We start from the raw sequence: 23077 nt of genomic DNA, 5'->3' as shown, positions 1-23077 counted from the left end.
CGATACGGGTTCGCGGGGAACGGATTCGGTGTGGACGCAACCGAATCCGCGCGCGCGATCTATCGAGCCGCGTCGAATCCTGCGCGTAGGTCGGTGAGGATGTCGTCGATGCCTTCGATGCCGACGGCGAGGCGGACCAGGCCGGGGGTGACGCCGGCGGCGAGTTGTTGGTCGGGGGTGAGTTGGGAGTGGGTGGTGGAGGCGGGGTGGATGATCGCCACCGACTACACCACCGAAGTCGCCTCCGACATCGGCTCCCAAGCCGCCATGGCCGCCATCACCGGCGAAGAATTCGAACTATCCGCCGACACCTTCACCAGCGCCGCCGCCGGCGCCGCCCACAACCAACTCGACAGCGGCGGAAACAACGGCGGAGACGAAGCAGGCGGCAACGGGCCCGGCGGCTCCGACAACGACCCCGACTCCGGGAACAACGACCGCGAACCACAGAACAACGACAACTCCGACCGCGGGGACAACAACGGCGACCGCGGCAGCAACAACGGCGACCGCGGCGGGAACCAGAACCCCGCCAACAACACGGGCAACGACGGCGGCTCGGACAACCCCAACGGCAACGGCAACGGCAACGGCAACGGCAACGGCAACGGCAACGGCAACGGCAACGAGCCTCCCGCCAACACTCAACCGGCATCCACCGGCGACCCCACCGGCAACGATGGCGCCCGCAACCCGGCCAACCCCACGGGCTCCAACGACCACGGGAGCGACGACACCCCCGAAAACACCGACCGTCAACCCGGCCAAACCGCACCCGCCAACGCCGACAGCACCGACGATTCCGTCAACAACGGCAACGGCAACGGCAACGGCAACGGCAACGAGCCTCCCGCCGACACCGATCCGGCAGCTACCGGCGACCCTGCCAACACCGGTGCCGACAATCCCAGCCAGCAGTCTCCCCAAATCTCTCCCGCTGGCAACGAACCACCTGCTCAGCCCCAGCAGACCGCAGCGGACGACCCGGGCAATCAGACCACCGGCGACAACGGCCGCAGCGGCGATGAGCCGTCCACCGGCGGCCAACCGAACTCGCTCGACCTGCCCACCCAGGACTCGCCCGGACCCGAATCCACGCAGCCTTCCCAGGACCCCACGTCCCTCGACCTGCCCCCGCAGGACAACCAGCCGGGCGTCCCCCAGCCGAGCCCGCTCGACCTCCCCGACCAACCCGCGTCCCCCACCACCACCGACCCGAGCCCCCTCGATCTCCCGGACCAGGGCCAGTCCACCGCACCCGCGAACCCGGATTCGAGCCCCCTCGACCTCCCGCCACAAGATCCCGCGCCGAGCGCACCCCAGACCCCACTGGACCTGCCAGTCCAGACCACCGATTCCAATCCCCAGAGCGCGCCGACCCAGGACTCCTCCAGCGAGTCGGGCACGGGCACGGGCACGGGCACGGGCACGGGCACGGGCACGGGCACGGGCACGGGCACGGGCACGGGCACGGGCACGGGCACGGGCACACCGTCGAGTCTGGGCGCGCCCACGTCAACCACCGGATCCACGACCACCCCACCCCAGTCCGCATCCCAGCCGGACAATTCCACCGGACCCAACCGCACCCCACCGACGAACGACGACCCCACCGCCCAACCGACCGTCGGCGCACCCGCCACCGCTCCCGCCGCACCAACGAGCACCACTGCGGCAGCATCCGCCACCGCTCCAACACTCGATGGGACGACCCAGCCCACCACCACACCCCCTGCGAACACCCCCAACTCTGCAACCACCCCGCCGGCCAACCCCGCCACCCAACCGGCCCAAACCCCAACCCCCACAACCCAACCCGGCCCGAGCCCGCAGAGCGGCCGCCCCTCTTCCGCGCGCCCCGCTCCGACCTCGAACGCAGCCCCCACCTCCCCCGGCCCGAACCCGAAAGACGGCTCTCCCGCTCCCCACACCCCGGAGCCGGACCACAGCGCACCTCAGTCCACCGCCCCTGACTCCGATGCCGGCCGAACCACGCCCGCGAACCCCACCGATCCCGCGCCCCACCGTCCCGGCTACGACCCCACCATCCACAAATACGTAGCCCACTTCAACGACGGCCGCCCCATCCCCCGCGACCCCTTCTTCGCCGGCGAATACAACCCCCACATCGGCCGCTACCAACCCACCGAAGCCGAATTCCAAGCCGAACGAGCCCAACTCGCTGCCAACCCACCCGAGACCGCGTCGCCGCCCGAGCAACACCCGCCCGCGTCGGACCACACCCGCCCCGATCCGACAGCAACCAACTCGGAGCCCACCGCACCCTCTCGCACCGAACCCGGCGACTCTTCGGGCTCCACTCCGTCACTCAATGACGGCGTCCCTGCCACCGGAGCACCAACAGACACCGCCTCAGCCGATCTCCACGATTTCACCAACCTCGAAGCCCACCGGGCACGCACCCAGCTCCCGAGCTGGTGGCCCAACCCTGCCCGGGACCAAGCGAACAGCGCCCGCGACTCCACCGCCCACTCTCCGAGCCCCTTCCCTCCGAACCAGCAGCGCCCGACCCCGACCTTCCCGGACGCCCGCGCCCCCGAATCCACCCCTCCTCCCCACCACACCCGCAGCGAATCTCCTTCGACTCCAACCCGGGACCGCCCCGCCCCCTTCGCACCAGCCCGGCCCCACACGACCGATCCCAACCACGGGTCGGCGTCCCACAACCAGCCCGCGAACAACCTGTCGTACCCATCGACCCCCGAATCTACTGCTCCGGCAGTTCATCCCAACGGCACCAATACAGCTGCCCAAAGCACGCCACATAACCCGACCACACCCCCATCGACAACTCCTCAGAATTCCGCCCTCACCCCGGATCAGCCCCGTGAAAATCGCGCACCCGATCCGGGCCGCGCGAGCAACCCGAGCCACAATCCGGCAGGCGCACAACCTTTTTCGCGTCATCCGCAGCTCAACACGCCGCCTCGCAACCAGCCACCACGACAAACACCGGCCGAACAGGCGCGCGCTGCCCGCGAGTTCTTCCGCAACCAACCGCCGATCGATGGTCGGACCACACCGGTAGCGGCAACCGGCACCCGCTACACCGGGGGGCGGCCTTCCTACGACGTACGTCGCCATCGCCTCGCATCCGGCGAGCACGTCTCCGTGGTCACCATCCGTGTCCACCTCACGCCGGGGACCGGAGTGACGCCAGATGACATGCGTCGGCTCATGGCCAGAACCGAGCAAGCGGTCGACCGGTCCTTGAACACCGCGCCCCAACTGCTCAGTCACGACCGACTCCTCGTCGACGTCGTCTTCACCGACGACCCCTCCGATGCGCACCTGCGAGCCGATACGAGCCACCGACATCAGGGCAATCGCACTACGTGGTCGCTCAGAGATTCCGAGCAAGCTCTCACTGACAACATTCGCCAGCATATGGGCCTGATGCCCACCGCAACCGGCGCAGATCCCACGCTTTCCCCGGACGAACTGCGCCAGATCAGCAATGACATCGCCTCGGCAAACACCGGACCCCGGTTCAGCAATCCGGCTGACACCAGGATCGAAGGCCCACTCCGCCTGGACTACATCGAAAGCCCGCAATTCCAGGCTGATGTCGAAGACTCCCTGCGCGATGGAAACCAGTTCACCACGGGCGCGGACCCCCGAACCCATCCGTACGGCAGGTTGATCAACGACGGCGGCCCCGACTTCCGAGGACGTAGCAATAACTGCCTCGACTGCGCTGTGTCAGCGCTGTCCTCGTTCTATGGGTCACCCCAGGTCTCCGCACCCAGGTTTCCTGATCGGTTACCCGACGGCAGCATCGACGAGCAGGGTGGCGAGCGTCACGGGCCGCAACGAGCCGCGCGTTGGCTCGGAGGCGCGTGGAGTACCTACGAAAGCACCAATCAATCCATACCTGAGCAGTACGCGTCTCTGCACGCGTACATCACGTCCCTCGGACCTGGATCTTCCGCGTTGGTCAACAGCTACTGGCCCTCGCTGGATGACAACGGAAACTGGGAGTTCGACGAGAATGGTCGACCGGTAATCGACGGTGGGCACTCTACTGTCATCGTCTTCCCGCCTGGTGCCAGCGGACCGGTGTGGTGGGATCCTCAGCACGGCACAACGTCCGACTCCCCACCCGCGTCGCTATATCAAAACGCATGCTCACTGATCTTCATCCCAATTGATGCAAATGGAGGACCACATGCCGGAAACATTGGAAACGCGGGAACAAGTTCGGGAGTACCTGGCGAGGGCGCTCCGAACGGATCGCAAATTCCGGGTACTGCCGACCCAATACGCCTGGGTGGCACAGGGAGTCCTGACACCGGAGGAGAGAGCGAGCGGCCAGGGAGTGGGCCTGGGGAACTACGTGGTCAACCGGCAGACCGGAGTGATAACGGCGCACTCGAGTCTGGCACCCCAGACGATCGGGGAAATGTACGACGAAGCGATTCGGACCGGCCAACCGGTGCGGGGCTATCAGGTCTACCCAGCGACATGGAGGGTGCACATCGAGCGAACGAAGGAGACTCCCGCGGAGATCGAGTATCAGCTGCGGGCCGAATCACTGACGGTGCCGCCGACGGAGCCGCCGGTCCAACGCCTGCTCACGATCAACAAACAGACCCTCAGCTATCACACGGACACCCGAGCAACTCACGTGACGTGCCGCGAAGCGATGGGCTGGGCGGAAGCCCGCAGTCGTCAGAACGGGACCTGGCCACCGACCGGGACATTCGAGTTCTAGAGGACGCATCTTCTCCTGCCTCAGCCCCGCAGGGCTCCCAACCGACCGCACCCACCGAGCACAACACCACCGCAGGGCCGAAGCCGGCCGAGCCGCCAACCAGCAGCGCCTCAGCCGAGGCAGCCCGGCCCGGCCCCTCCCACACCGCGCCTGCACCGAGCACCACGCCAGGAACCGACGTACCACCCAGCCGCGATCGCGCGGAAGGCAGACTTCCTGACGCGCCGCCTCGAGTCGAGCGAAGCCATTCCACACGTCGGACGGACGAGTCAACTCCACGCCGCGACTCCGGCCCTGAGATGCCTGCCAAGACAGCCCCGGCATCACCGGCGGACGCTCGAGAATCCGTCGCACCGGTTGCGGGCCAGTCCACACCGGACCCATCACTTCCGCGCGAGCAATACTTCCAGCCGAATGGTGACCCGGTACCGACGGACGACTTGGTGCATCCGGACATGGATGCAGCCGAGCTGAAACGCCTGAAAGAGATCCAGGAAAGTCTGAACAAGAGCGCGAGTGACTACCGGGACAGGACCGGTGCGTGGCCGCCGACTGCACCGGGCGTCGACCGCGACCACCCTGCCGTCGAGTCGCTGATCCCGGATGGCTTCGATCCGTACCATGGTCTCGGTCGCGACGCGTGGATGGATTCGATCACCAATCCGGATGGCAGCCTGATGTGGGCGGATAAGACTACACACCCCGAGGGCTTCCTCAGTGCGACCGATCGACACCCGGTGGTCCTGCCGGTCGGTGAGGTGATCGACCGCTTCGGGCCGCCGGTGGGCAGGTTCACCTCGCCGCCCGGCGTCTCGTATCCCGAACGTGCGCTACCCCCGACCAACCTCGATAACGGGTACCACCAATACGAGGTGATTCGCCCTCTGCCAGTCTGGCGAGGACCGATCGCTCCGCAAATGGGAGAGGCAGGGCTCGGCACCCAGCACTATTTACCAGTATCGGTACAGGCTCTTATCGCGGGCGGATATCTACGAGAGGTCCCCCCAACACCGTTGGACATGAGTGCGCCCGGCAGTAGCCACGACTTTTCGACCGCAGAAGATTCCGGCAGCGGTTCCGAATCGGGCTCGCAGGCGCAGACCCATCCGTTCGACGACGGCCATCCCGGCTTCTCGCTCATGGACGAAAACGATCGGTTCTACCGATACGCGCGCGAGCTGGAACCGCTACCAGGTCACTACGACGTGATTGCTCACGGCACGCCGAACTCGATCTCCATGGACACCACGGACGGCAGGCCAATGACTCCGCGCGAGTTAGCGAACCTGATCCGCCATCGCGCAGACTACGAGCCCGGCACTCCGGTCCGTCTACTGTCATGCAACACGGGTCACCTCGACGGAAACTTCGCCTCGCGGCTCGCGCGCTGCCTCAATGCCCCGGTCGTGGCGCCGGACGGGTATCTCTACATCAATGCATCCGGGGAGCTGGGTGTGGACCGAGCGCTTCGCCGCACCCTCCACCCGTCGCGAGTCCCGGATCTGCCCAACACATTCCATCGGTTCCATCCAGATGGGCGAGTGGAAGAGTTAGAACGATCCGATGTCGCGGGCACACAATCGGAGGCCGGCAACACCGCGACACATGCATCGTCGTCACCAACAGAAATTCGTCCCGTTGGTGCGGATCCCTCCGAAGCACTCCGGCCGACACCTCCCACGGCGGTTGCCGCAGCCACAGAGCAACACTCGCCGGGTACATCGCCGGAACCCACCGACCAACCGGCCAGCTCGAACTCCCCCAGGCCGCTTTCCAATGTCGACCACCTAGGTAGCCCGCTGCCCGCTGACCGCACCCCTGCGCCGGACGCACAGTACTCGGAGCCGACGGGTTCCGAATGGGATGCCGTACGCACTGCCGCAATCGAGATGGCTGATCGCATGCCGCGGCCGCCAAAGGAAGGTGATCCGCGAATGGCAGCTGCCCTACAGTTGCCGGATGGCACAATGTTCTCGGGCGCGAGCAACAGGTCCATCGACATCACCGAGTTCCCCGAACTCGAAGCTGTAATTCAGTCGATCCCTGCGGAGAACCAGTCTCAGTTCGCATGGCAATGTGCAGAACTAGACTGCATAACCCAAGCACTCAGAGCAGGCTACAAGCTCTCGGACCTGGCAGGGGCAATGAGCTCCGCCGCCCAGATCAGAGGCCGAAACTCGTCGAACCATGGGAAATGGCGACAGCCATGCCTGGGAGACTCTTACCTTCTGGGACTACTCGAGATCAGGTGGTAGAAATGACAGACTTTGCATGGCCAACCCGCACAACATCCGAAGTCGTGACCGCGGCGGGATGGACACCTGAGCGAAAATTCAACGCACAGCCGTGGCTCGAAGAGTTGAGGGATCAGGGATTCTTCTTCTCGGAATATTCGATAGATGTCATCACGAGCTTCGGAGGTCTCGTAATCCCGCCACAGCGCATAGAGGGAGCGCTGTACGCCGGCACCCGGATTCAGTTCGACCCCATGGAGGTCGGCGATGGCATGCGCGAGCGATACGAAGGGATCGAATCCCGCTTGGGCCAGATGCTTTCGCCGCTGGCCGACTGCGGAGGGGAAAGTGCGTTACTCATCGCGGAGAACGGATCTGTACTACAAGATTGGTCCGGTGGCATTCGGCTGCTGGGCGACAATTTTCCCGACGCGCTTGATCTAGCAATTCGCCGGCACAAATGGCCAGAAACGATAATCGAGTTCCGCAGTGGTGAATAGTATCCGCTCGACGACGGCGGATGCGCATACGGAAGACTTGGCACGATCCGACAAGGAGACCTGAGCGATGTACATACTGCCCGATTTCGATGAAGTCGTCGCACAACTCGATGACGCCGACGATGAGTCGCCGCTCGAGCAGGTACCCCTGCGGGAGCGGGTCGGTGTGCTGGACGAGGATCTTCGCGCACCCCTGGCTGCGTACCTGGATCAATCCAACGCTCTCTGGGTTACCGCGTCGATCGATGATCCCTTGGACCCGAGCAAGAAACGGGTAGTGTCGATCGGTTATTCGACCGATGGGACGTGGGCGTGGCCTTCGTATTGGGGGTATTTTGTGCGGCAGTACGGGGTGGAGGTGCCTGCCGAGTTCATTGCCCATGTGCGGGAACGGAACTTCGCTCCTGGGGTTCTCGATCGGGATGGGCTGCGGGCTGCGGAACGCGAGTTCGAGAAGCTGCTGGGCTGAGTCGGCAGGCTGAGGAGAGGGCAGGACGTGGATTACAACGAGCTCGGGATGATCCTGCGCGGGCTGCGCGTACCCGAATCTATCTACTCGATCGGCCGGTTGGCCGACGATCATTATTGCCTGGTGCCCGGAGAGGACGACGGCACGTTCGAGGTCTTCTGGTACGAACGCGGCGGCCGGCACGATCGGTGCGTGTACACCCGGCAGGATGCCGCGTGCTGGGGCATGCTCGGCATGATCGGCGGCGGACTCGACGGGTCGCAGCCGCTGGCTCCTGGCAGAGGGACCGCGGGTGCGCTTGGCGGTGCGCCGATTTCGCATCCAGCCGTGCAGGCTTTGCTGGACGATGATGCGGGCGGCGTTTTCGGCGAGTTCACCGAAGATGATTGGGTTCAACGGTTCGTCGTGCCGGAGGATCGCACACTGCCGATGGGCGTCCGTCGATTGATCTGGCCGGATCCGAAACAACACCCGGACGGATTCGCCGACCCGACGGGCCGGGCACCGATCCGGCTCCAACCGGGCCGCATTCTGGACTCGTTCGGCTCGACGTACACCCGTCTGATGTACGACATGGGAACGCCCTTCGTCGAACGCTCGCTCCCGATCGACTACGCGCATTCGGGTTATCGCCGCTGGCGAGTGATCAGCGAGACGGCGGTGTGGGCGGGCCCGGTCGCACCATGGTTCGGCCAGCCCGGCGGCGGCACCCAATACTTCACCCTCATGCCCGTCGTCGACCTGGTGGGCTCGAAATTCATCGAGGAGATCGCACAATGACCGGAGCTGGGCTCTTTCCCCAGGACCCGACCAGCCAGCTGGCCCAGTTCTCCAACGTCGAAACTCCGAGTTCGCTGGTGTCCGAGGGCCGATTGCGCGAACAAGCCTGGTGCATGATCGAAGCCGAGGACGGCTGGTGGGATGTGTTCTACTACGAACGCGGTTGCCGAACCCAGAACCTGGGCCGCGCCAACTCCCGCCTCGCCGCCCTCCGCCTGCTCGGCGGGCGAATGCTGGTCACCGACATACTCAATCGGAGCTGAGCCGCCGTCACACCCAACCCGGTTGGCTCGTACCACAATTCGCATGCAGTCCAGGAGTCGTCTGATGCCGCCGCCATTTCGATCAATCGAGCAGGTCCAGCACTACCTGGAACAAATCTTCGGCCCCGATCGGGATTACCGCATCGGCCCGATCGAGCATGGCTGGCTGTGCAGCCCGCAACCGGGACCGCACATCACGTTCAGCCAAACGATCGGAATGACCAGCCTCGTCGTCAACACCGAGACGGGCGTGGTGCATCAGTATCCGAGCTGGCCCGGTCCGAAGATCGCCGAAGACTACGCCGAAGCAATGCGGACGGGGCGATCACCCGCGGGCGGTCAGGTCCACCCGCCGTTGATGCGAGTAAGCCTCCAGCGGATCACGGAGAACGCTGACCGCATCGAATACCTCGTCACCGAACTACCGCGCCGCCGGCCGCCGCACGAGTTCCGTTTGGTCATCGAGAAAGGCGCCCTGGGATATCAACCGACGGAGACGACCGCCACAGCCGTGACATCTTGGCTGGTCGAGAGGCTGAACCAGCATGGGTTCTGGCCGGAATCGGGACGGATACTCGTGAGCGAGGCTGCGGCCGGCGAGATCGGTGGACCGTAGGTCCCGACATTTCCCTCGACCTGCCCGCTCGACGGCCTGTAATCCCTACCAGATTGATGCTCCTGGCCTGGCACCGAGGTCGGGAGAGTCATAACCGCCCGCACCTCCGGATTGGACCATGAAACCGCGCTTCTTCAGGTATTTCGCCCGCTCGGTCAGACTCGAAAAGACTCCTGATGGGCGCGATGTCGGCATCATCCTCAACAATCGGACCGGCCGGTTCGAGGAAGCATCGATCGAGATAGTCGAAGCCATTCTCGGCGCCCGAACAGAAAGTGACATTTCAACTATCGGTTCCGAGAGCGAATTCATTCGCGCTACCGAGCAGCTTCGCATGCACTACCTCCGCGGCGAAGGGCCGATCTTCGCCTTGTACGAAACAATAGAGGCAACCTTTGATCGCAGGCACGAAGAGCAACGCAAACTGACCCCCGACGAGCTCGCACTTATCACCACCCTCTACAAACGCACCTTCAAGATGTGGGAGGACGAGTTCGCGAGACAGGATGCCGGGCAACCGCCGTCGTTCAGCTACAGGTCCACCCTTTGACCGAGTTCGTATCAGCAGGTTCCGAGCTGGTCTCGTATTTCGCCCGGCGCAACGCCTCCGGGAGGACCGGCATCCTGCGTCAGATCCCTGGCGGCCGCACCGAATCCTTCGGCCCGGCCGGCACCTGGGAAGCCGTGAAAATATCAGATCCCGCCGAGGATCCAGAAGCAACACCGGTGACGGCCGAGAACGCTGCGCTGGAGATCTACCGGCAACGCGAAAGTGGCGCGGTCCCGAGGGTGGAGGGGGTCGCTATCCCGCTCCTCCCCCGAAGCATGGAGCCTGCACCGCGGCCCGGCGCCGGACCGGTCGACATCTATCAAGCCCAAGCCATCGCCGACGAGTGGATGGGCCGCGCCACCTCCGGCAAGCCAGGTCGTGGCGGAGTGTACGAGTTCGACGAGGGGTTCGTGGTCTATCCGCTGGTACCGGCGATCGAGGAAACACCTACCAGCGAATCGACACCACGTCGTCCCAGATCGCGACGAGCCGGCGGTGGAGTAGGGGTAATCGACAGACAAACCGGCAGTCTGTCGCTCTGGCCGAATCTCCCGCACAAGCAAGTAGCCGACATGTATCGACGTTCCCGAGCTCAGCAATAGCTAGGTGCGAAAGTTTTCGTGCACAATAGGTTTCACTGGGACGAGCAGGAGGGGGACGGAACATGGTGGGGCGGTTCGAAACGCCGGAGCAGGTGCGGGAATACCTGGCGGGCGCTCTCCGAACAAATCGCACGTTCTGGGTTCTTCCGACCGAACACGGCTGGGTAGCGCAGGAAGTCCTTACACCAGAGGAGATGGCGAGCGGCCAGGGTGTGGGTCTGGGGAATTACGTCGTCAACCGGCAGACCGGGGTTATCACGGCTCACTCGAGTCTGGCGCCCCAAACGATCGGGGAAATGTACGACGAAGCGATCCGGACGGGCCGGCCGGTGCAGGGCTACCAGGTGTATCCGGCGACGTGGAGGGTGCACATCGAGCGGACAAGGGAGACCCCGGCGGAGATCGAATATCGAGTCCAGGCCGAATCATTGACGGTGCCGCCGGCGGAACCGCCAGTGCAACGCCTACTCACGATCAACAAACACAGCCTCCGGTATCACACGGACACCCGCGCGACCCACGTCACCTGCAGACAAGCGACGGGATGGGCGCAGGCCCGCAGCCGCCAGAACGGGATGTGGCCGCCGACCGGGACGTTCGAGTTCTAGCAGGAACAGATGCCGAGCGGCCCTGCTGCCGATCACAATGCCCAGTGGCCGGCCTATCAGCGCACCCGATTCCTAGTTGTTGCGGGGCAAGGCGTTTGTCGCCGACGGCAGGGTATCGACCGTCAGCGCTGAGGCGTGTCGGGGGCCACCTGGACTTGATCGAATCCTTGGTCGAGAAGCATTCGGCGGTCCGACTTCCCGCCTGATCGCACCCAGTGGCTGGACACTGCATCGAGTACGGCCGTTGCGGCGTTGGTGAGTAAGTCGGCTGTGTATGCGTCGACCGCTGAGCCTCGTCGGTCTTTGAGCGCGTCGCTGACTCGCTGTCGCCATTCCGCTCGTCGCTGGTGGAGTCTTCCGACCAGTGCAGGCGTGGCCTCGATGAGTTGCAGGGTGACGAGGACCTGCTCGCTGGCCTGGATATCGTCCAGCCGGGCACGGAATACGTGATGGAGGGAATCCCAGGGGTCTTCGTCCGCGGGTCGGGCGGAGATGTCGGCGACCACGTCCTCGCCAGTGAGGTCGATGCCGTCGAAGACCACGTCTTCCTTGGTGGGGAAGTACCGGAAGAAGCTGCGCTTGGTCATGCCGGCTGCTCGCGCGATCTGATCGACGGTCGTGTTCTCGAAGCCCTGTCGGGCGAACAGGTCGATGGCTATCTCGGCGAGCACTGGAGGGATCGGGAAGGAGACCGCGCGGCGCCTGGCAGGGCTCGGCGCGAGCGTCATCCTGGTCGGGCGCGACAGAGACCGTGCCGAAGCCGCGGCAGCGGAACTCCGCGGCTCCAGCGGCAACAACAGCGTCGAGGCGATCACAGCGGACATGTCACGGCTCGGCGAAGTGAAGCGCCTCGCCGACGAGGTCGGCAGCCGGAACAGCAGCGTCGACGTGCTGATCAACAATGCGGGAGCGACGAGGTCGCACCGAGAGGTGACCGAGGACGGCCTCGAAACCGCGTTTGCGGTCAACGTCGTCGCACCGTTCTGTCTGACGCACTGGCTGATGCCGGCGCTCATAGCCTCGGGCGCCGGTCGGGTCATAAACATCACCGGCGGCATCCCGAAAGGCGGTATCGACCTGGACAACCTCCAGGGCGAGAAGTCCTACGTCGGCCTCTCCTTCTACAACCAGACCAAGCTGGCACAGATGGCGATGAGCTACCGCTTCGCCCAGGAGCTCGAAGGGAGGCCGGTGACGCTGAACGTGGCTTACCCCGGTCACGCCTACACCTCGATGAACAAGAGCCTCACCATCGGCACGTACCCACTACTGGCCCGCCCGATCGTGCCGCTGTTGCGACTGGCGATGCCGGTCGTCTATGGGCACCGGGCGCTGCTCGCGGCCACGCGGTCCAGTGTTTATCTCGCGTCCAGTCCCGAGGTTCGAGAAACCAGCGGCACCTACTTCAACAGCAAGGCCGCCCCGACCCGATGGCCCGACGCCGCCTTGGACGAAAGGACCCGAAACACCATCTGGGACCTGTGTGCGACACATCGCGACCGGCTGACCGCAATGTGATCCCGCCGTCGCGCGAACGGACCGACAAGACCCACCGCAACGCTCCTCTCAGCGTCGAGGGCAGACGTAGGAGCTGAGTCACCACCGCCGGTGTCGCCTGTCCCCCGACTCTGCCGTGCGTATCGACGAGCGTCGAGTCTGCTGCGATACGCCACGGCTGGCGTCGATTGTCCGGTCCACATGTGGTGCTCGACGAAGGACGGCCGAGGACGGCTCACGAGGGGTCGTCTCATCGAGGCCCTGGGCGCGCACATCATCCGACCGCTACACGGCCTCCAGAACGAAGAACAGGAAGCTCAGGAACGCTCCGGAGGTGGTTTTCGGCAGGGCGTCGGGGAAACGTTGGCGGGCGCCTGGTGCAGGTGGGGGTTCGCTGATGGTGGTGGTGCGGAAGCCGGCGGTGGTGAAGGCGTCGGTCATGGCGTGCAGGGGGCGGTGCCAGTAGGTGAGCACGGCCCTTTGACCGTTGAAGCTGTATTCCTCGGAGTGCTCGACGGTGGCGAAATAGTCGGAGTCGCGGTAGGCGAGTTTGAAGATGAATGGGTGGTTGACGGAGATGATGAGCCGGCCGCCGGGTTTCAGCACGCGGCGGAATTCGGCCAGCGGGGCGGTCCAGTCCTCCAGGTAGTGCAGCACCAGGGAGGCGATGACGTCGTCGAACGCGGCATCTGGGTACGGCAGCGGATCCCGGATATCGGCGACTCGGACAGCAGCGTCGGCGCCGAGTCGCTGGCGGGCAAGCTCCACCATCTTCGTGCTGGAGTCGAAGCCGGTCACGATGGCGCCTCGGTCGCGCAGCGCCGCGAATATCGGTCCGGAGCCGCAGCCGGCATCGAGAACCTGGCGGCCGGTCACGTCGCCGGCCAGGTCCACGATCGCGGGCCGCGCGTAGTAGCCGTTGATGAGGTTGTCTTCGGTTTCGGCGGTATAGCCCTCGGCGAAGCCGTCGTAGTCGTTATCGACAGCCATATCGACTGCATCAGCGGAACTTTCGGGCACGTACCCCATCCTGCCGGTGAACCGGACCCGGCGCCAGGAGGACGCTACACAAGCCTCTACAGGTGTAGTCCTTATTAAAGGTTAGCGAGCAACCTTTAATAAGGACTGTGGGCAACTAAAGCTTTCCGATACCGCCGCCTGACGGTCCATCCCTACCCGGACTGCTGGTGAAGTGGACATCTGAGAGGACCAGTTCGGACCTGCCCGGGTGCAGCTGCCCTCGCGAGAACTCGACTCTGTGCTGATTACCGAGCTCTGACCAACCGGTCGTATCGGCGGCGGAAGCGGGCGGCTGTGTCGGAGGATGCGTGGTGGGCGGCGGCTCGGACGGGGCGGAGGTCGGCGAGTAGGCGGGGGGATCGGACGGGGCCGTCGAGAAGGTCCAAGGCGGAGTTGGCTGCGGTGATGGCTTCGGTGAGGTCGCCGAGGCCGGCCAGGGAGGCGGCGTAGTAGGTGCGGTAGGAGGCTTCGTCCCGGGGGAGGTTGCCGGGGCGGGTGAGGCTTTCGTGGAAGAGGGTGGCGGCGCGGTGGTGTTGGCCGAGCATCTGGTGGCCTTTGGCTGCTAGGACGCGCAGCTCGGGCTCGGTGACGAACCTCAGCCATACGGGATCGTTGGCGTCATCGAGACCGCGATCGACTTCGCGCCATACCGAATTCGTTGCACGTTCGAACTCCCGGCGTTCGCCGACCGCCGCGTAGGCGGTAGCCAAACGTGCGGTTCGTAGTGCGTTGAGACGCGCCGAGGGAACGTGCCTGGCCAGCTCACTGGTTCGCTGCGTCACCCGGATCGGTTCGCGGCTCTTTGTCGGACGGTCCGTCAAGGTGATGCTGAGCCCGCCCAGCGCACCGGCCATCAGGTCGTCGTCGCCGCTGTGCTCGGCCAGCATGACAGCGTCGGTGTAGCAGCGGCGGGACACAGCACGCTCGTTCGCGTCGTAGGTGAGCCAGCCGACGCAGCTCGAAAGCCAACCGGTGGCGGCGATCAATTCGGCACCGATGCGCGGCCCGTACTCCCCGTAATCGAGCAACCTCCGCGCCAACCGGTACTGCTCCAGCGCGTAGCGCGCGATCCCTCCCCCGCCGAAGCGGTTGTCGTGCTCCCACAGTCGGCGGGTCAGGTCGTGGAGGTAGGTGATGTGCGGGGTGCCGACCTTCACCGGGCCAGAGGTATCGGCGGCGGCGCCGGTGATGGCGACCGTCGTTGCCAGGCCGAACTGTCTGCGGTTCACGTCCTCGGCTCCTTCGTCCCCGCTTCCGATGGTCCCCGGACCTTCGGTTCCGAGCAAGAGTGGGACGAGGGCAGTGCGTGGGATGCCCAGTGCGTCGGCGGCGCGGCACAGTTCGCGCACGTCGAAGATGGTGCCGACTTCGCCGCGCTCCACTCGGCCGGTGTGCGTGCGATCCCAGTGCAGTAGTGCCCCGAAGTCGGCTTGGGACAGGCCCATCTGTTGGCGCACCAGGGCCAGCGCCCGGCCGGGCCTGCCCGCGGCGAGGAGCGTGCGGAACGCGGGCATTTCCCATGCGTTGGTGAGCTTTTCGTCGTCCATCCATTGCCCCCTGCGATGTGCGGTCAGCGAACTCTAGTCCCGAAACCGCACGTCAGGGATGTCAACGGCAGATTCTGCACATCACTGCTGCGCAGTTTTCGGCGTCGCCGCACCCCCGCCCGCCCGCGAAGCTGATCCCGCACCCGGCGCCGGGCCGATGCCGATCCACTCGGCACACCGACCGGCAAGGCCGCCGCCCGGTGGCGAAAGCCCCCGGCGCCGAGTGCCCGACCCGAAAGGCACCCATGGACACAGCGATTCGACGACGTCAGGCGGGCTGCGCGCCGCAGCGGCCGGTCCCATGTCCCCCTCGTCAGATGTCGGGCGAGGAGTTGGCAAGGGAGGTCGCGATGTTGGTGGCGGTTCGTGATGGGCTGGTGCGGCTTGTGGAGCGGGGGTGAGCGGGGTGGATTCTTGGCATGTGTTGACGGGGGTTGTTTCGGCGCTCGCGGGGTGCGGTGCGGCAGTGTTGATCGTGGGGTGCGTGTGGCCGGCCGACCGGCCGGAACCGCCGGCACCTCGGCGGGCGCGTGCGACGCGGCCGACGGTGCCGGGCTTCGATCCGACGGCGTGGACCTGCGGGTTGCCGTTGGCGCCGCTCTCGCTCGAGGACGCGCATCGCGCGATGCAGCATCACCGCGAGCACGATTGTGCTCGTAAGCGCGCCGCGTTCGTCACATTGGTTGCGGCCGGGCGCATCACGCCGGATTCGAGGCGACAACGCACTCGATGACGGCTGCGTGCCAGCTGGATCGCGACGCTAACCGCCGAACGATCCGGCACCGCCGAGGTCACGGTCCCGGCCCGGGTCGTACAAATGGGACCCCACACAGGATATTCCGGATTGCAGGGCTCGGCCGACGAGGATGACGGCGGCCTGGCGCAATTCCGCGGCGTCTACCTGGTCTGCGATATCGGCGAGCGTGCCGCGCAACACCAGTTCCTCGGGCTGGCTGGCCCGGTAGACGACCGCCGCGGGGCAATCGGGGCCGTGGAACTCGGCGAGTTCGGCGGCCAGGGTGCGGATGCGCGTGATGGCCAGGTGCAGGACGAGAGTGGCTCCGGTGCGGGCGAATTCGGCCAGGGCCTCGGATTCGGGCATGGCCGTGGAGCGGGCCTGGGTGCGGGTGAGGACTACCGATTGCACCACCTCGGGGACGGTGAGTTCGGTGCCGAGGATGGCAGCCGCGGCGGCGTAGGCGGGGACGCCGGGAGTGACGTCCCAGGGGATGCCGTGCGCGTCGAGGCGGCGGGTTTGTTCGGTGAGGGCGGAATAGATCGACGGGTCGCCGGAGCAGAGACGGGCGACGTCGCGGCCGGATTCGTGGGCGCGCACCAGGTGGGCAATGATCTGGTCGATATCCAGGTGCTGGGTGTCGATCAGCTCGGTGCCGGGCGCGCAGTGCGCGAGCACCTCGGGGTCGAGGTAGGTTCCCGCGTACAGGCAGACCGGGGAGCTGCGCAGCAGTTCGACCGCGCGGACGGTCAGCAGGTCCGCGGCGCCCGGGCCGGCGCCGATGAAGTGCACGGTCATGCGGTGAGTCTATTCAGCCGGTCATATCGAAGGCCGCGATGACCTTGTGCGGCCGCACCCGCACCACCAGCTCGCCCGGCACGCCGTTGCGTTTGCCGAACTCCTCGGCCCGGTCGGCACCCATGTAGCGGCTGCCGATCGCGGTGGCGGTGCGCACCAGCTCATCGAGATCCTCCGACAGCGTCGCCGTGCCCTGGACCTGCACGAACGCATACGGCTCCTGCTCGAGATCCACGCACAGCGCGACGCGATTGTCGCGCGCCAGCGCCTTGCCCTTGGCCGAGGTCTTACCGGTGTTGAACACCAGCTCTTCGCCCTCGACGATGAACCACACCGGCACCACCACCGGCCGCCCGTCCCCCGCCGTGAACGCCACCTTGGCCGTGCGAGTGCCGTGACCGAGAAACTCACGCACCTTCGGATCCGTCAACGAAGCCATCCACCCAGCCTAGAGCCGCGATCGTCCGATGCCCGCGCACAACGAACGCATGTCACACCCGCTCCGGTCGGTCGGCGCCGAAGGGCCAGGTGGTCATCACGCCCATCAGCAGTTTTCGCACCCGCCGCGAACGGACTGGCTTTTATTTTTTTCTGACGTATGGTCGAAGCCAGTTGGAACTTCGAAAGCAGGAGCGACAATGGGTGACAAATCTCGCGGCAAGACCATGAAGAAACCGGCCAGCACGATCAAGGAGCGCCGGGCCGCGAAGCGTGAGCAGGCGGCGAATGAGTCGGTGATCGTCCGTAAGCGCAAGGGCTGATCGGATTTTCGCTCGCGCCGAGCCACACGGAACCGGGCAGGCGGCGTTTCGATCCACAGCACCCAGAAAATTCACACCGACTAGTTGGCGACTATTTTTTTCCCGGTCGAATACGGGATTCACAGCAGGATGTACCGCCGTGCAAAAAAGCGCGGCGGTTGCCGTTAAAAGGCCGGTCGTTTTACCTGAGGAGTACTCATGACTTCATCCGGAATCGCGGAGCGAAGAACACACCGCGGGTCGAGTTTCAGCACCGCGGAGATCAAGGCCCGCATCAAGGACATGTTCGACGCCAGGACGCAGCACGTACGAGCAGACGGGAACGGCAGTCGTGATCGTGACGAAGGGGAACCGTAGCGGCAGCGCGATACGCGCGCGGCCGCAACGCTGTACGCCGTCGACACTCTCGGGAGCCGGACGATCACCGGTCGTGATCGGCCGGCCGACGCGCCTACTCGAGGCGGTGGTCGCAGAGCTCCGCCGCAACGGCATACCCGCGAGCTACGGTGGCGCACCTAATATTTCGGTGCCCTTGCCCGAGGCCCACCGGGTGGACGATCGAGATCGAAACCACCACCGAGCGACCGGGAAGACGAGCCCACCGACGGCGGCCGAACCCGGAACCGCGGCGATCATCGTCCTCGTGGATCGCTCGCTGATCGAGTTCTCGTTCGGCGACTGGACGGGCAGCGCGACGGTCATCCGGCGGCTCGACCGCGCCCGGCGAATCCGCTCGATCGAACGCCGGATGCGGGATATGGCAACCAATTCGGCGCTGAGCATCGCCGCACGCCGCCTGCTCATCGTCTGCGACGCCGGTCGAACGTCGCCAGCGGAGCGGGCGGAAGCGATCCGCTGGGTGCGCGGACTGGCACATCGCATCGGCTACGAATGTTCGATCAACGGGCTGCACGGCCTCGGCACGTGGTACACGGTCGTCGTCCCCGGCACCGATATCGCCCACGCCTCGCGATCGGTGGTCGAGTGGTACCGGAAGGGGCATCTGCCGTCAACGGTCCGGCGCCGGTGAACGGGCGTGGCGCCGGGCCGCACGAACCCTCAGTGCCTGCCGAGTAGCGCAGGCTGCTGTTCGGCGACCAACTGCACCAGAGCGTCGACGACCGCCGACACCTCCGGGCGGCGCAGGGTTTCGGGACGCGACACCAGCCAGTAGGACAGCCGGATGGCGACGGCTTCGGGCAGGACGCGGACCAGGTCGGCGTGGCGGTCGGCCATGAAACAGGGCAGCAGGCCGAGGCCCGCGGCGGCGCGGGTGGCTTCGACGTGGACGAAGACATTGGTGGAGGTCACCGAGTCGGGCAGGGTAGGGACGAAGCTGGAGGCCAGATCCAGATCGTCCACCTGGAGCATGGAGTCGATGAAGTAGACCAGCGGATGTCCGGCCAGATCGGCGATGGACGCAGGCGTTCCGTGCTCGGCCAGGTAATCGCGGGAGCCGTAGAGGCCGAGACAATAGTCGCCGAGTCGAATCGCCTTGGCCCGCTGCACCTGTGGTTTGCCCACCACCACCTCGATATCCAACCCGGACCGCTGCTGGGACGCGCGCCGAGTCGTCGCCACGATCTCGACCGCCACCCGCGGATGCTCTCGCCGCACCCGCGCGGCGGCGGGCGCGGCGAGATAGGCGCTGAAACCGTCGGTCGCCGACATCCGCACCACCCCCTCCAGCTCGCGCTGCCCCCGCGGGCCCGCCATGAACTTGACGGCCGTCTCGATGGTCTCCGCCGCGACCAGCGCGGTGCGGCCGAGTTCGGTGAGCTCCCAGCCGCCCGCGGCCCGGGTGAGCACCCGCCCGCCGAGGGCCTGTTCCAGCGCGGCGATCCGGCGGGCGATGGTGGTGTGGTTGATACCGAGCTCGTTCGCCGCGGTGACGTAGCGTCCCGACCGTCCGACGGCCAGCAGGACCAGCAGATCATCGGCGCTGGGACGACGAGCCGGACCCGGAGCGGACGCGTTCATTTCTGCATTTTTGCAGATACGCCCTGCGCATCTGGTCATTGCCGCCGACATCGGTGTGCGCTGATACTCATCGTCATGGCCTGTGGCGGCCATCACATTCGATCAGTGATGTGGTCGCGATGATGAGGGAGTTTCGACGATGAGCGTGCACGACGCGGCGAAGACCGATGACAAAGGAGTACCGACCGGCCTGCGGAGAGTGGTCGCCGCGTCGATGGCGGGCACGGTGGTCGAGTGGTACGAGTTCTTCCTGTACGGCACCGCCGCGACGCTGGTGTTCAGCAAGGTGTTCTTCGCCGAGACCACCAGCGATCTGGATGCGATCCTGGCCGCGTTCGTCACCTACGCGGTGGGCTTCGCGGCCCGCCCGCTCGGCGGCGTCGTCTTCGGTCACTTCGGTGACAAGTACGGCCGCAAGAAGCTGCTCCAGTTCAGCCTGCTGCTGGTGGGTGCGGCGACGTTCCTGATGGGCTGTTTGCCCACTTTCGGCCAGGTCGGCTATTGGGCGCCGACGCTGCTGGTGATCCTGCGGTTCATCCAGGGATTCGCCGTCGGCGGTGAATGGGGCGGCGCGGTGCTGCTGGTGGCCGAGCACAGCCCCAACCGCAGCCGCGGATTCTGGGCGAGCTGGCCGCAGGCCGGTGTGCCCGCGGGCAATCTGCTGGCCACGGTGGTGTTGCTGGCGTTGACCTCCACGCTGTCGGACGCGGCATTCCTGAGCTGGGGTTGGCGGGTCGCGTTCTGGCTGTCGGCGGTGGTGGTGCTGATCGGCTACTACGTGCGCACCAAGGTCACCGACGCGCCGATCTTCGTGGCCGCGCAGCAGGAGGCCGAGAAGGCCCGTGCCACCTCGTTCAGCGTGGTCGAGGTGCTGAAGCGTTACCCGCGTGGGGTTTTCACCGCGATGGGCCTGCGCTTCGGCGAGAACATCATGTACTACCTGGTGGTCACGTTCACCATCACGTACCTGAAGGTGCAGGTCGACGTCGATACCGACACCATCCTGTGGTGGCTGCTGATCGCGCACGCGATCCACTTCTTCGCGATCCCGATGGTCGGCAGGCTCAGCGACCGGTTCGGCCGGCGCCCGGTGTACCTGCTCGGCGCGATCACCGCGGGCACCTGGGGCTTCTTCGCCTTCCCGATGATGGACAGCGGCCACAACGCGGTCATCCTGGCCGCCATCATCATCGGCCTGCTGTTCCACGCCCTCATGTACGCCGCGCAGCCGGCGATCATGGCCGAGATGTTCCCGACCCGGATGCGGTACTCCGGTGTCTCGCTCGGCTATCAGGTGACCTCGATCGTCGCGGGCTCGCTGGCCCCGATCATCGCGGTGCGGCTGCTGGACACCTTCGACTCCTCGGTGCCCATCGCCTGGTACCTGGCCGGAGCCTGCGCGCTCACCGCCGTCGCGGTGATCGTCGCCCGCGAGACGAGTGGGCTGGATCTTGCCCAGATCGACTCGGCCGATGCGAAGTACCTGGCGGGCGAGGCCGCACGGGCCACCGCACCCGCACCCACCCCGGCCCCGGTGACGGCGAAATGATCGGCATCCAGCATGGGCCGGTCAGCCGGGACGACCGTCCCGGCACCGCGCCCGGACGCGCGAGAACCAGCACATCCGCTGCGAGCCCATGCACTCGGAGGACGGCGCGGTGAACACGCTCGAAGGGCGCCGCGCCCTGGTGACCGGCGGGGCGAGCGGGATCGGCGCGGCCTGCGCCCGGGCGCTCGCCGCCCGCGGGGCCCACGTCACCGTCGCCGATATCGATGAGGTCGGCGCGAAGGCGCTGGCCGAGGAGCTCGGCGGCAGCGCGTGGGGTGTCGATCTGCTGGCGGTGGGCGAACTCGAAGCGCTGACGCTAGAGGTCGAGATCCTGGTGAACAATGCCGGTATCCAGAGCATCGACCCCATCCCCGAGTTCGCGCCCGAGCGGTTCCGCACCCTGATGACGCTGATGGCCGAGGCACCGTTCCTGCTGATCCGGGCCGCGCTCCCGCACATGTATGCCAACGGGTTCGGCCGGATCGTCAATATCTCCTCGGTGCACGGGCTGCGCGCCTCGGAGTACAAGGTCGCCTACGTCGCCGCCAAGCACGCGCTGGAGGGCATCTCCAAGGTCACCGCGTTGGAGGGCGGCAGGCACGGTGTGACGAGCAACTGCGTCAACCCCGGCTATGTGCGCACCCCCCTGGTCGACAAGCAGATCGCCGACCAGGCCCGCACCCACGGCATCGCGGAAAGTGAAGTGCTGGAACGCATTCTGCTCACCGAGAGCGCGATCAAGCGGCTGGTGGAGCCGGAGGAGGTCGGCGCGCTCACCGCCTGGCTGGCCGGGCCGGAGGCGGGCATGGTCACCGGCGCGTCCTACACGATGGACGGAGGTTGGAGCGCCCGGTGATCGGTCGGTGGCGGGTGCCGGTGCGCGGGGCCGCGGCGAGTCCACCTGGTCAGGCCAGAGGCCGCGCCGCTCGCTCCAGCACCCGACGTGCCGGGTCGGCGCTATGAGGGGGCCGATCCGGCACACCGACAGCCGCCATATCTTGCCAGGCGGCCGCAGCCCTGACACGCGCCTCGAGCGCAGCCGTCGCGAGCAGGGCGCCCACTTGACCGTTCACAGCCAAGCAGGGTGCGGCGCCCACCGGGCCGGTCACAGCCATTACATGTCCAGCACTCGCCGCCCCGCGCACCGGTCAGCTCAGCGCGGCGATCGCCATATCGCGCAAGATCGCCCGCGCCCGCGCTGCCGTCGCCGGTGTCGCGCTGTGCGGGGTGGAGTTCATCAGGCCGAACGCGGCGTGCGCCTTCACCCGGGCCGCGTCCTCGGCCAGTTCCGGATGCAGTTCGCGCTGCACGCCCACCCAGATCTCGACGTAGCGGCGCTGGAAGCGGCGCACTTCCCGGCGCGCGGGTTCGGGGACGTTGTCGAGATCGCGATCCTGGATGCGGATCAGTTCGGGCTCGCCGAGCGCGAAATCGAGATGGAAATCGACCAGCCTGCCGAGCGCCTCGGCGGGCGAGGACGCATCGGCCACCACGGCCTCGCCGCCCTCGAAGAGCCTGCGACTGACCCCGACCAGCAGTTCGACCAACAGCGCTTCCTTGTTCGGGAAGTGCCGGTACACCGCGGGCCCGCTAATGCCTACCGCCGCGCCCAGATCATCGAGCCGCACGCCGAGGAAGCCGCGGTCGGCGATCAGGCGCGCGCCGGCATCGAGCAACTGCCGCCTGCGCTCGGCTTTCTGCTGTTCACGGCGCGTGAGCGTGCCGGTTTCCGTGCCGGTCATCGGCGCTCCTCCCAGCCGGTCTGGACAACTCGGTTAGTCAAGATTAACCTGTATTCCAGTTATCAGCGATTAACTGACCGGCAGGATGGC

Annotated in this window: 22 protein-coding genes; 14 read left to right on the top strand and 8 right to left on the bottom strand. The window is 66.1% G+C overall.

The window, feature by feature from the left end; translation table 11 throughout:
- Nucleotides 1–59 precede the first annotated feature (59 nt).
- A complete protein-coding gene (locus AC5W7N_RS08665; protein ID WP_495923490.1) occupies nt 60–221 on the bottom strand; it encodes a PLP-dependent transferase in 162 nt (53 codons plus the stop codon).
- Between AC5W7N_RS08665 and AC5W7N_RS08660 the strand changes: the two genes are divergently transcribed.
- The 9 genes from AC5W7N_RS08660 to AC5W7N_RS08620 all read left to right on the top strand — a co-directional run bounded on the left by AC5W7N_RS08660 (nt 211) and on the right by AC5W7N_RS08620 (nt 11357).
- Complete coding sequence (locus AC5W7N_RS08660) at nt 211–6990, top strand: glycohydrolase toxin TNT-related protein (protein WP_495923489.1); 6780 nt, start codon at nt 211–213, stop codon at nt 6988–6990. The two genes, AC5W7N_RS08665 and AC5W7N_RS08660, sit on opposite strands and share 11 nt — an antisense overlap.
- Nucleotides 6991–6992: 2 nt before the next feature.
- Nucleotides 6993–7469, top strand: a complete 477-nt coding sequence (locus AC5W7N_RS08655) for an SUKH-3 domain-containing protein (RefSeq protein ID WP_194990076.1) — start codon at nt 6993–6995, stop codon at nt 7467–7469.
- Between the two features lie 67 nt (nt 7470–7536).
- The gene (locus AC5W7N_RS08650; RefSeq protein ID WP_495923488.1) at nt 7537–7938 is read left to right on the top strand and encodes a hypothetical protein; all 402 of its coding nucleotides are present in this window, start codon (nt 7537–7539) and stop codon (nt 7936–7938) included.
- 27 nt (nt 7939–7965) lie between these two features.
- On the top strand, nt 7966–8718 hold the full coding sequence (locus AC5W7N_RS08645; RefSeq protein WP_163815283.1) for a TNT domain-containing protein: 753 nt from the start codon (nt 7966–7968) through the stop codon (nt 8716–8718).
- The gene (locus tag AC5W7N_RS08640) at nt 8715–8981 is read left to right on the top strand and encodes a hypothetical protein (RefSeq protein ID WP_163815281.1); all 267 of its coding nucleotides are present in this window, start codon (nt 8715–8717) and stop codon (nt 8979–8981) included. The genes AC5W7N_RS08645 and AC5W7N_RS08640 overlap by 4 nt, the downstream gene beginning before the upstream one ends.
- A gap of 64 nt (nt 8982–9045) precedes the next feature.
- Nucleotides 9046–9597 (top strand): hypothetical protein, encoded by a 552-nt coding sequence (locus AC5W7N_RS08635; RefSeq protein ID WP_495923487.1) that lies wholly within the window; start codon nt 9046–9048, stop codon nt 9595–9597.
- A gap of 118 nt (nt 9598–9715) precedes the next feature.
- Complete coding sequence (locus AC5W7N_RS08630) at nt 9716–10147, top strand: hypothetical protein (protein ID WP_495923486.1); 432 nt, start codon at nt 9716–9718, stop codon at nt 10145–10147.
- Nucleotides 10144–10749 carry an SUKH-4 family immunity protein gene (locus tag AC5W7N_RS08625; protein WP_195020058.1) on the top strand — a complete coding sequence of 202 codons (606 nt, stop codon included), beginning with the start codon at nt 10144–10146 and terminating at the stop codon, nt 10747–10749. The genes AC5W7N_RS08630 and AC5W7N_RS08625 overlap by 4 nt, the downstream gene beginning before the upstream one ends.
- Nucleotides 10750–10811: 62 nt before the next feature.
- Nucleotides 10812–11357 (top strand): hypothetical protein, encoded by a 546-nt coding sequence (locus AC5W7N_RS08620; RefSeq protein WP_195020059.1) that lies wholly within the window; start codon nt 10812–10814, stop codon nt 11355–11357.
- Between the two features lie 122 nt (nt 11358–11479).
- On the opposite strand, the gene AC5W7N_RS08615 is transcribed toward AC5W7N_RS08620, so the two are convergent.
- Entirely contained in the window at nt 11480–12028 is a 549-nt protein-coding gene (locus AC5W7N_RS08615) for a TetR family transcriptional regulator (protein ID WP_324197355.1), read from the bottom strand.
- Between AC5W7N_RS08615 and AC5W7N_RS08610 the strand changes: the two genes are divergently transcribed.
- On the top strand, nt 12009–12875 hold the full coding sequence (locus tag AC5W7N_RS08610) for an SDR family NAD(P)-dependent oxidoreductase (RefSeq protein ID WP_194990070.1): 867 nt from the start codon (nt 12009–12011) through the stop codon (nt 12873–12875). The genes AC5W7N_RS08615 and AC5W7N_RS08610 overlap by 20 nt on opposite strands.
- 264 nt (nt 12876–13139) lie before the next feature.
- Here the strand turns inward: AC5W7N_RS08610 and AC5W7N_RS08605 are convergent, their stop codons facing one another.
- The 4 genes from AC5W7N_RS08605 to AC5W7N_RS08590 form a co-directional block, all read right to left on the bottom strand.
- Nucleotides 13140–13844, bottom strand: a complete 705-nt coding sequence (locus tag AC5W7N_RS08605) for a class I SAM-dependent methyltransferase (RefSeq protein ID WP_228815156.1) — start codon at nt 13842–13844, stop codon at nt 13140–13142.
- Between the two features lie 275 nt (nt 13845–14119).
- Nucleotides 14120–15421, bottom strand: a complete 1302-nt coding sequence (locus tag AC5W7N_RS08600) for a helix-turn-helix domain-containing protein (RefSeq protein ID WP_195020061.1) — start codon at nt 15419–15421, stop codon at nt 14120–14122.
- Nucleotides 15422–16181: 760 nt separating this feature from the next.
- Nucleotides 16182–16955, bottom strand: a complete 774-nt coding sequence (gene cobM / locus AC5W7N_RS08595; protein WP_195006808.1) for a precorrin-4 C(11)-methyltransferase — start codon at nt 16953–16955, stop codon at nt 16182–16184.
- Between the two features lie 13 nt (nt 16956–16968).
- Complete coding sequence (locus AC5W7N_RS08590) at nt 16969–17394, bottom strand: PPOX class F420-dependent oxidoreductase (RefSeq protein WP_195020062.1); 426 nt, start codon at nt 17392–17394, stop codon at nt 16969–16971.
- A gap of 199 nt (nt 17395–17593) precedes the next feature.
- Between AC5W7N_RS08590 and AC5W7N_RS08585 the strand changes: the two genes are divergently transcribed.
- A complete protein-coding gene (locus AC5W7N_RS08585) occupies nt 17594–17716 on the top strand; it encodes a hypothetical protein (RefSeq protein ID WP_256673438.1) in 123 nt (40 codons plus the stop codon).
- Between the two features lie 430 nt (nt 17717–18146).
- Entirely contained in the window at nt 18147–18746 is a 600-nt protein-coding gene (locus tag AC5W7N_RS08580) for a hypothetical protein (protein WP_495923485.1), read from the top strand.
- Nucleotides 18747–18775: 29 nt separating this feature from the next.
- Here the strand turns inward: AC5W7N_RS08580 and AC5W7N_RS08575 are convergent, their stop codons facing one another.
- A complete protein-coding gene (locus AC5W7N_RS08575; protein ID WP_163815258.1) occupies nt 18776–19696 on the bottom strand; it encodes a LysR family transcriptional regulator in 921 nt (306 codons plus the stop codon).
- A 139-nt stretch (nt 19697–19835) separates the two neighbouring features.
- Between AC5W7N_RS08575 and AC5W7N_RS08570 the strand changes: the two genes are divergently transcribed.
- Entirely contained in the window at nt 19836–21245 is a 1410-nt protein-coding gene (locus AC5W7N_RS08570; RefSeq protein WP_495923484.1) for an MFS transporter, read from the top strand.
- Between the two features lie 109 nt (nt 21246–21354).
- On the top strand, nt 21355–22101 hold the full coding sequence (locus tag AC5W7N_RS08565; protein ID WP_194992341.1) for a 3-hydroxybutyrate dehydrogenase: 747 nt from the start codon (nt 21355–21357) through the stop codon (nt 22099–22101).
- Between the two features lie 292 nt (nt 22102–22393).
- Here the strand turns inward: AC5W7N_RS08565 and AC5W7N_RS08560 are convergent, their stop codons facing one another.
- Entirely contained in the window at nt 22394–22987 is a 594-nt protein-coding gene (locus AC5W7N_RS08560; protein WP_194992342.1) for an SACE_7040 family transcriptional regulator, read from the bottom strand.
- Between the last annotated feature and the right edge of the window lie 90 nt (nt 22988–23077).

It is taken from the genome of Nocardia sp. CDC519, assembly GCF_059509835.1.
This window is presented reverse-complemented; position numbering and strand designations above follow the sequence as displayed.

Coding starts and splice junctions, on each gene's coding strand:
- AC5W7N_RS08605 (WP_228815156.1), bottom strand. CDS start 13,844: ATGGCTGTCGATAACGACTACGACGGCTTCGCCGAGGGCTATACCGCC.
- AC5W7N_RS08650 (WP_495923488.1), top strand. CDS start 7,537: ATGTACATACTGCCCGATTTCGATGAAGTCGTCGCACAACTCGATGAC.
- AC5W7N_RS08560 (WP_194992342.1), bottom strand. CDS start 22,987: ATGACCGGCACGGAAACCGGCACGCTCACGCGCCGTGAACAGCAGAAA.
- AC5W7N_RS08610 (WP_194990070.1), top strand. CDS start 12,009: ATGGCTATCTCGGCGAGCACTGGAGGGATCGGGAAGGAGACCGCGCGG.
- AC5W7N_RS08600 (WP_195020061.1), bottom strand. CDS start 15,421: ATGGACGACGAAAAGCTCACCAACGCATGGGAAATGCCCGCGTTCCGC.
- AC5W7N_RS08570 (WP_495923484.1), top strand. CDS start 19,836: ATGAGCGTGCACGACGCGGCGAAGACCGATGACAAAGGAGTACCGACC.
- AC5W7N_RS08655 (WP_194990076.1), top strand. CDS start 6,993: ATGACAGACTTTGCATGGCCAACCCGCACAACATCCGAAGTCGTGACC.
- AC5W7N_RS08575 (WP_163815258.1), bottom strand. CDS start 19,696: ATGAACGCGTCCGCTCCGGGTCCGGCTCGTCGTCCCAGCGCCGATGAT.
- AC5W7N_RS08640 (WP_163815281.1), top strand. CDS start 8,715: ATGACCGGAGCTGGGCTCTTTCCCCAGGACCCGACCAGCCAGCTGGCC.
- AC5W7N_RS08660 (WP_495923489.1), top strand. CDS start 211: ATGATCGCCACCGACTACACCACCGAAGTCGCCTCCGACATCGGCTCC.
- AC5W7N_RS08585 (WP_256673438.1), top strand. CDS start 17,594: ATGGGTGACAAATCTCGCGGCAAGACCATGAAGAAACCGGCCAGCACG.
- AC5W7N_RS08635 (WP_495923487.1), top strand. CDS start 9,046: ATGCCGCCGCCATTTCGATCAATCGAGCAGGTCCAGCACTACCTGGAA.
- cobM (WP_195006808.1), bottom strand. CDS start 16,955: ATGACCGTGCACTTCATCGGCGCCGGCCCGGGCGCCGCGGACCTGCTG.
- AC5W7N_RS08620 (WP_195020059.1), top strand. CDS start 10,812: ATGGTGGGGCGGTTCGAAACGCCGGAGCAGGTGCGGGAATACCTGGCG.
- AC5W7N_RS08630 (WP_495923486.1), top strand. CDS start 9,716: ATGAAACCGCGCTTCTTCAGGTATTTCGCCCGCTCGGTCAGACTCGAA.
- AC5W7N_RS08590 (WP_195020062.1), bottom strand. CDS start 17,394: ATGGCTTCGTTGACGGATCCGAAGGTGCGTGAGTTTCTCGGTCACGGC.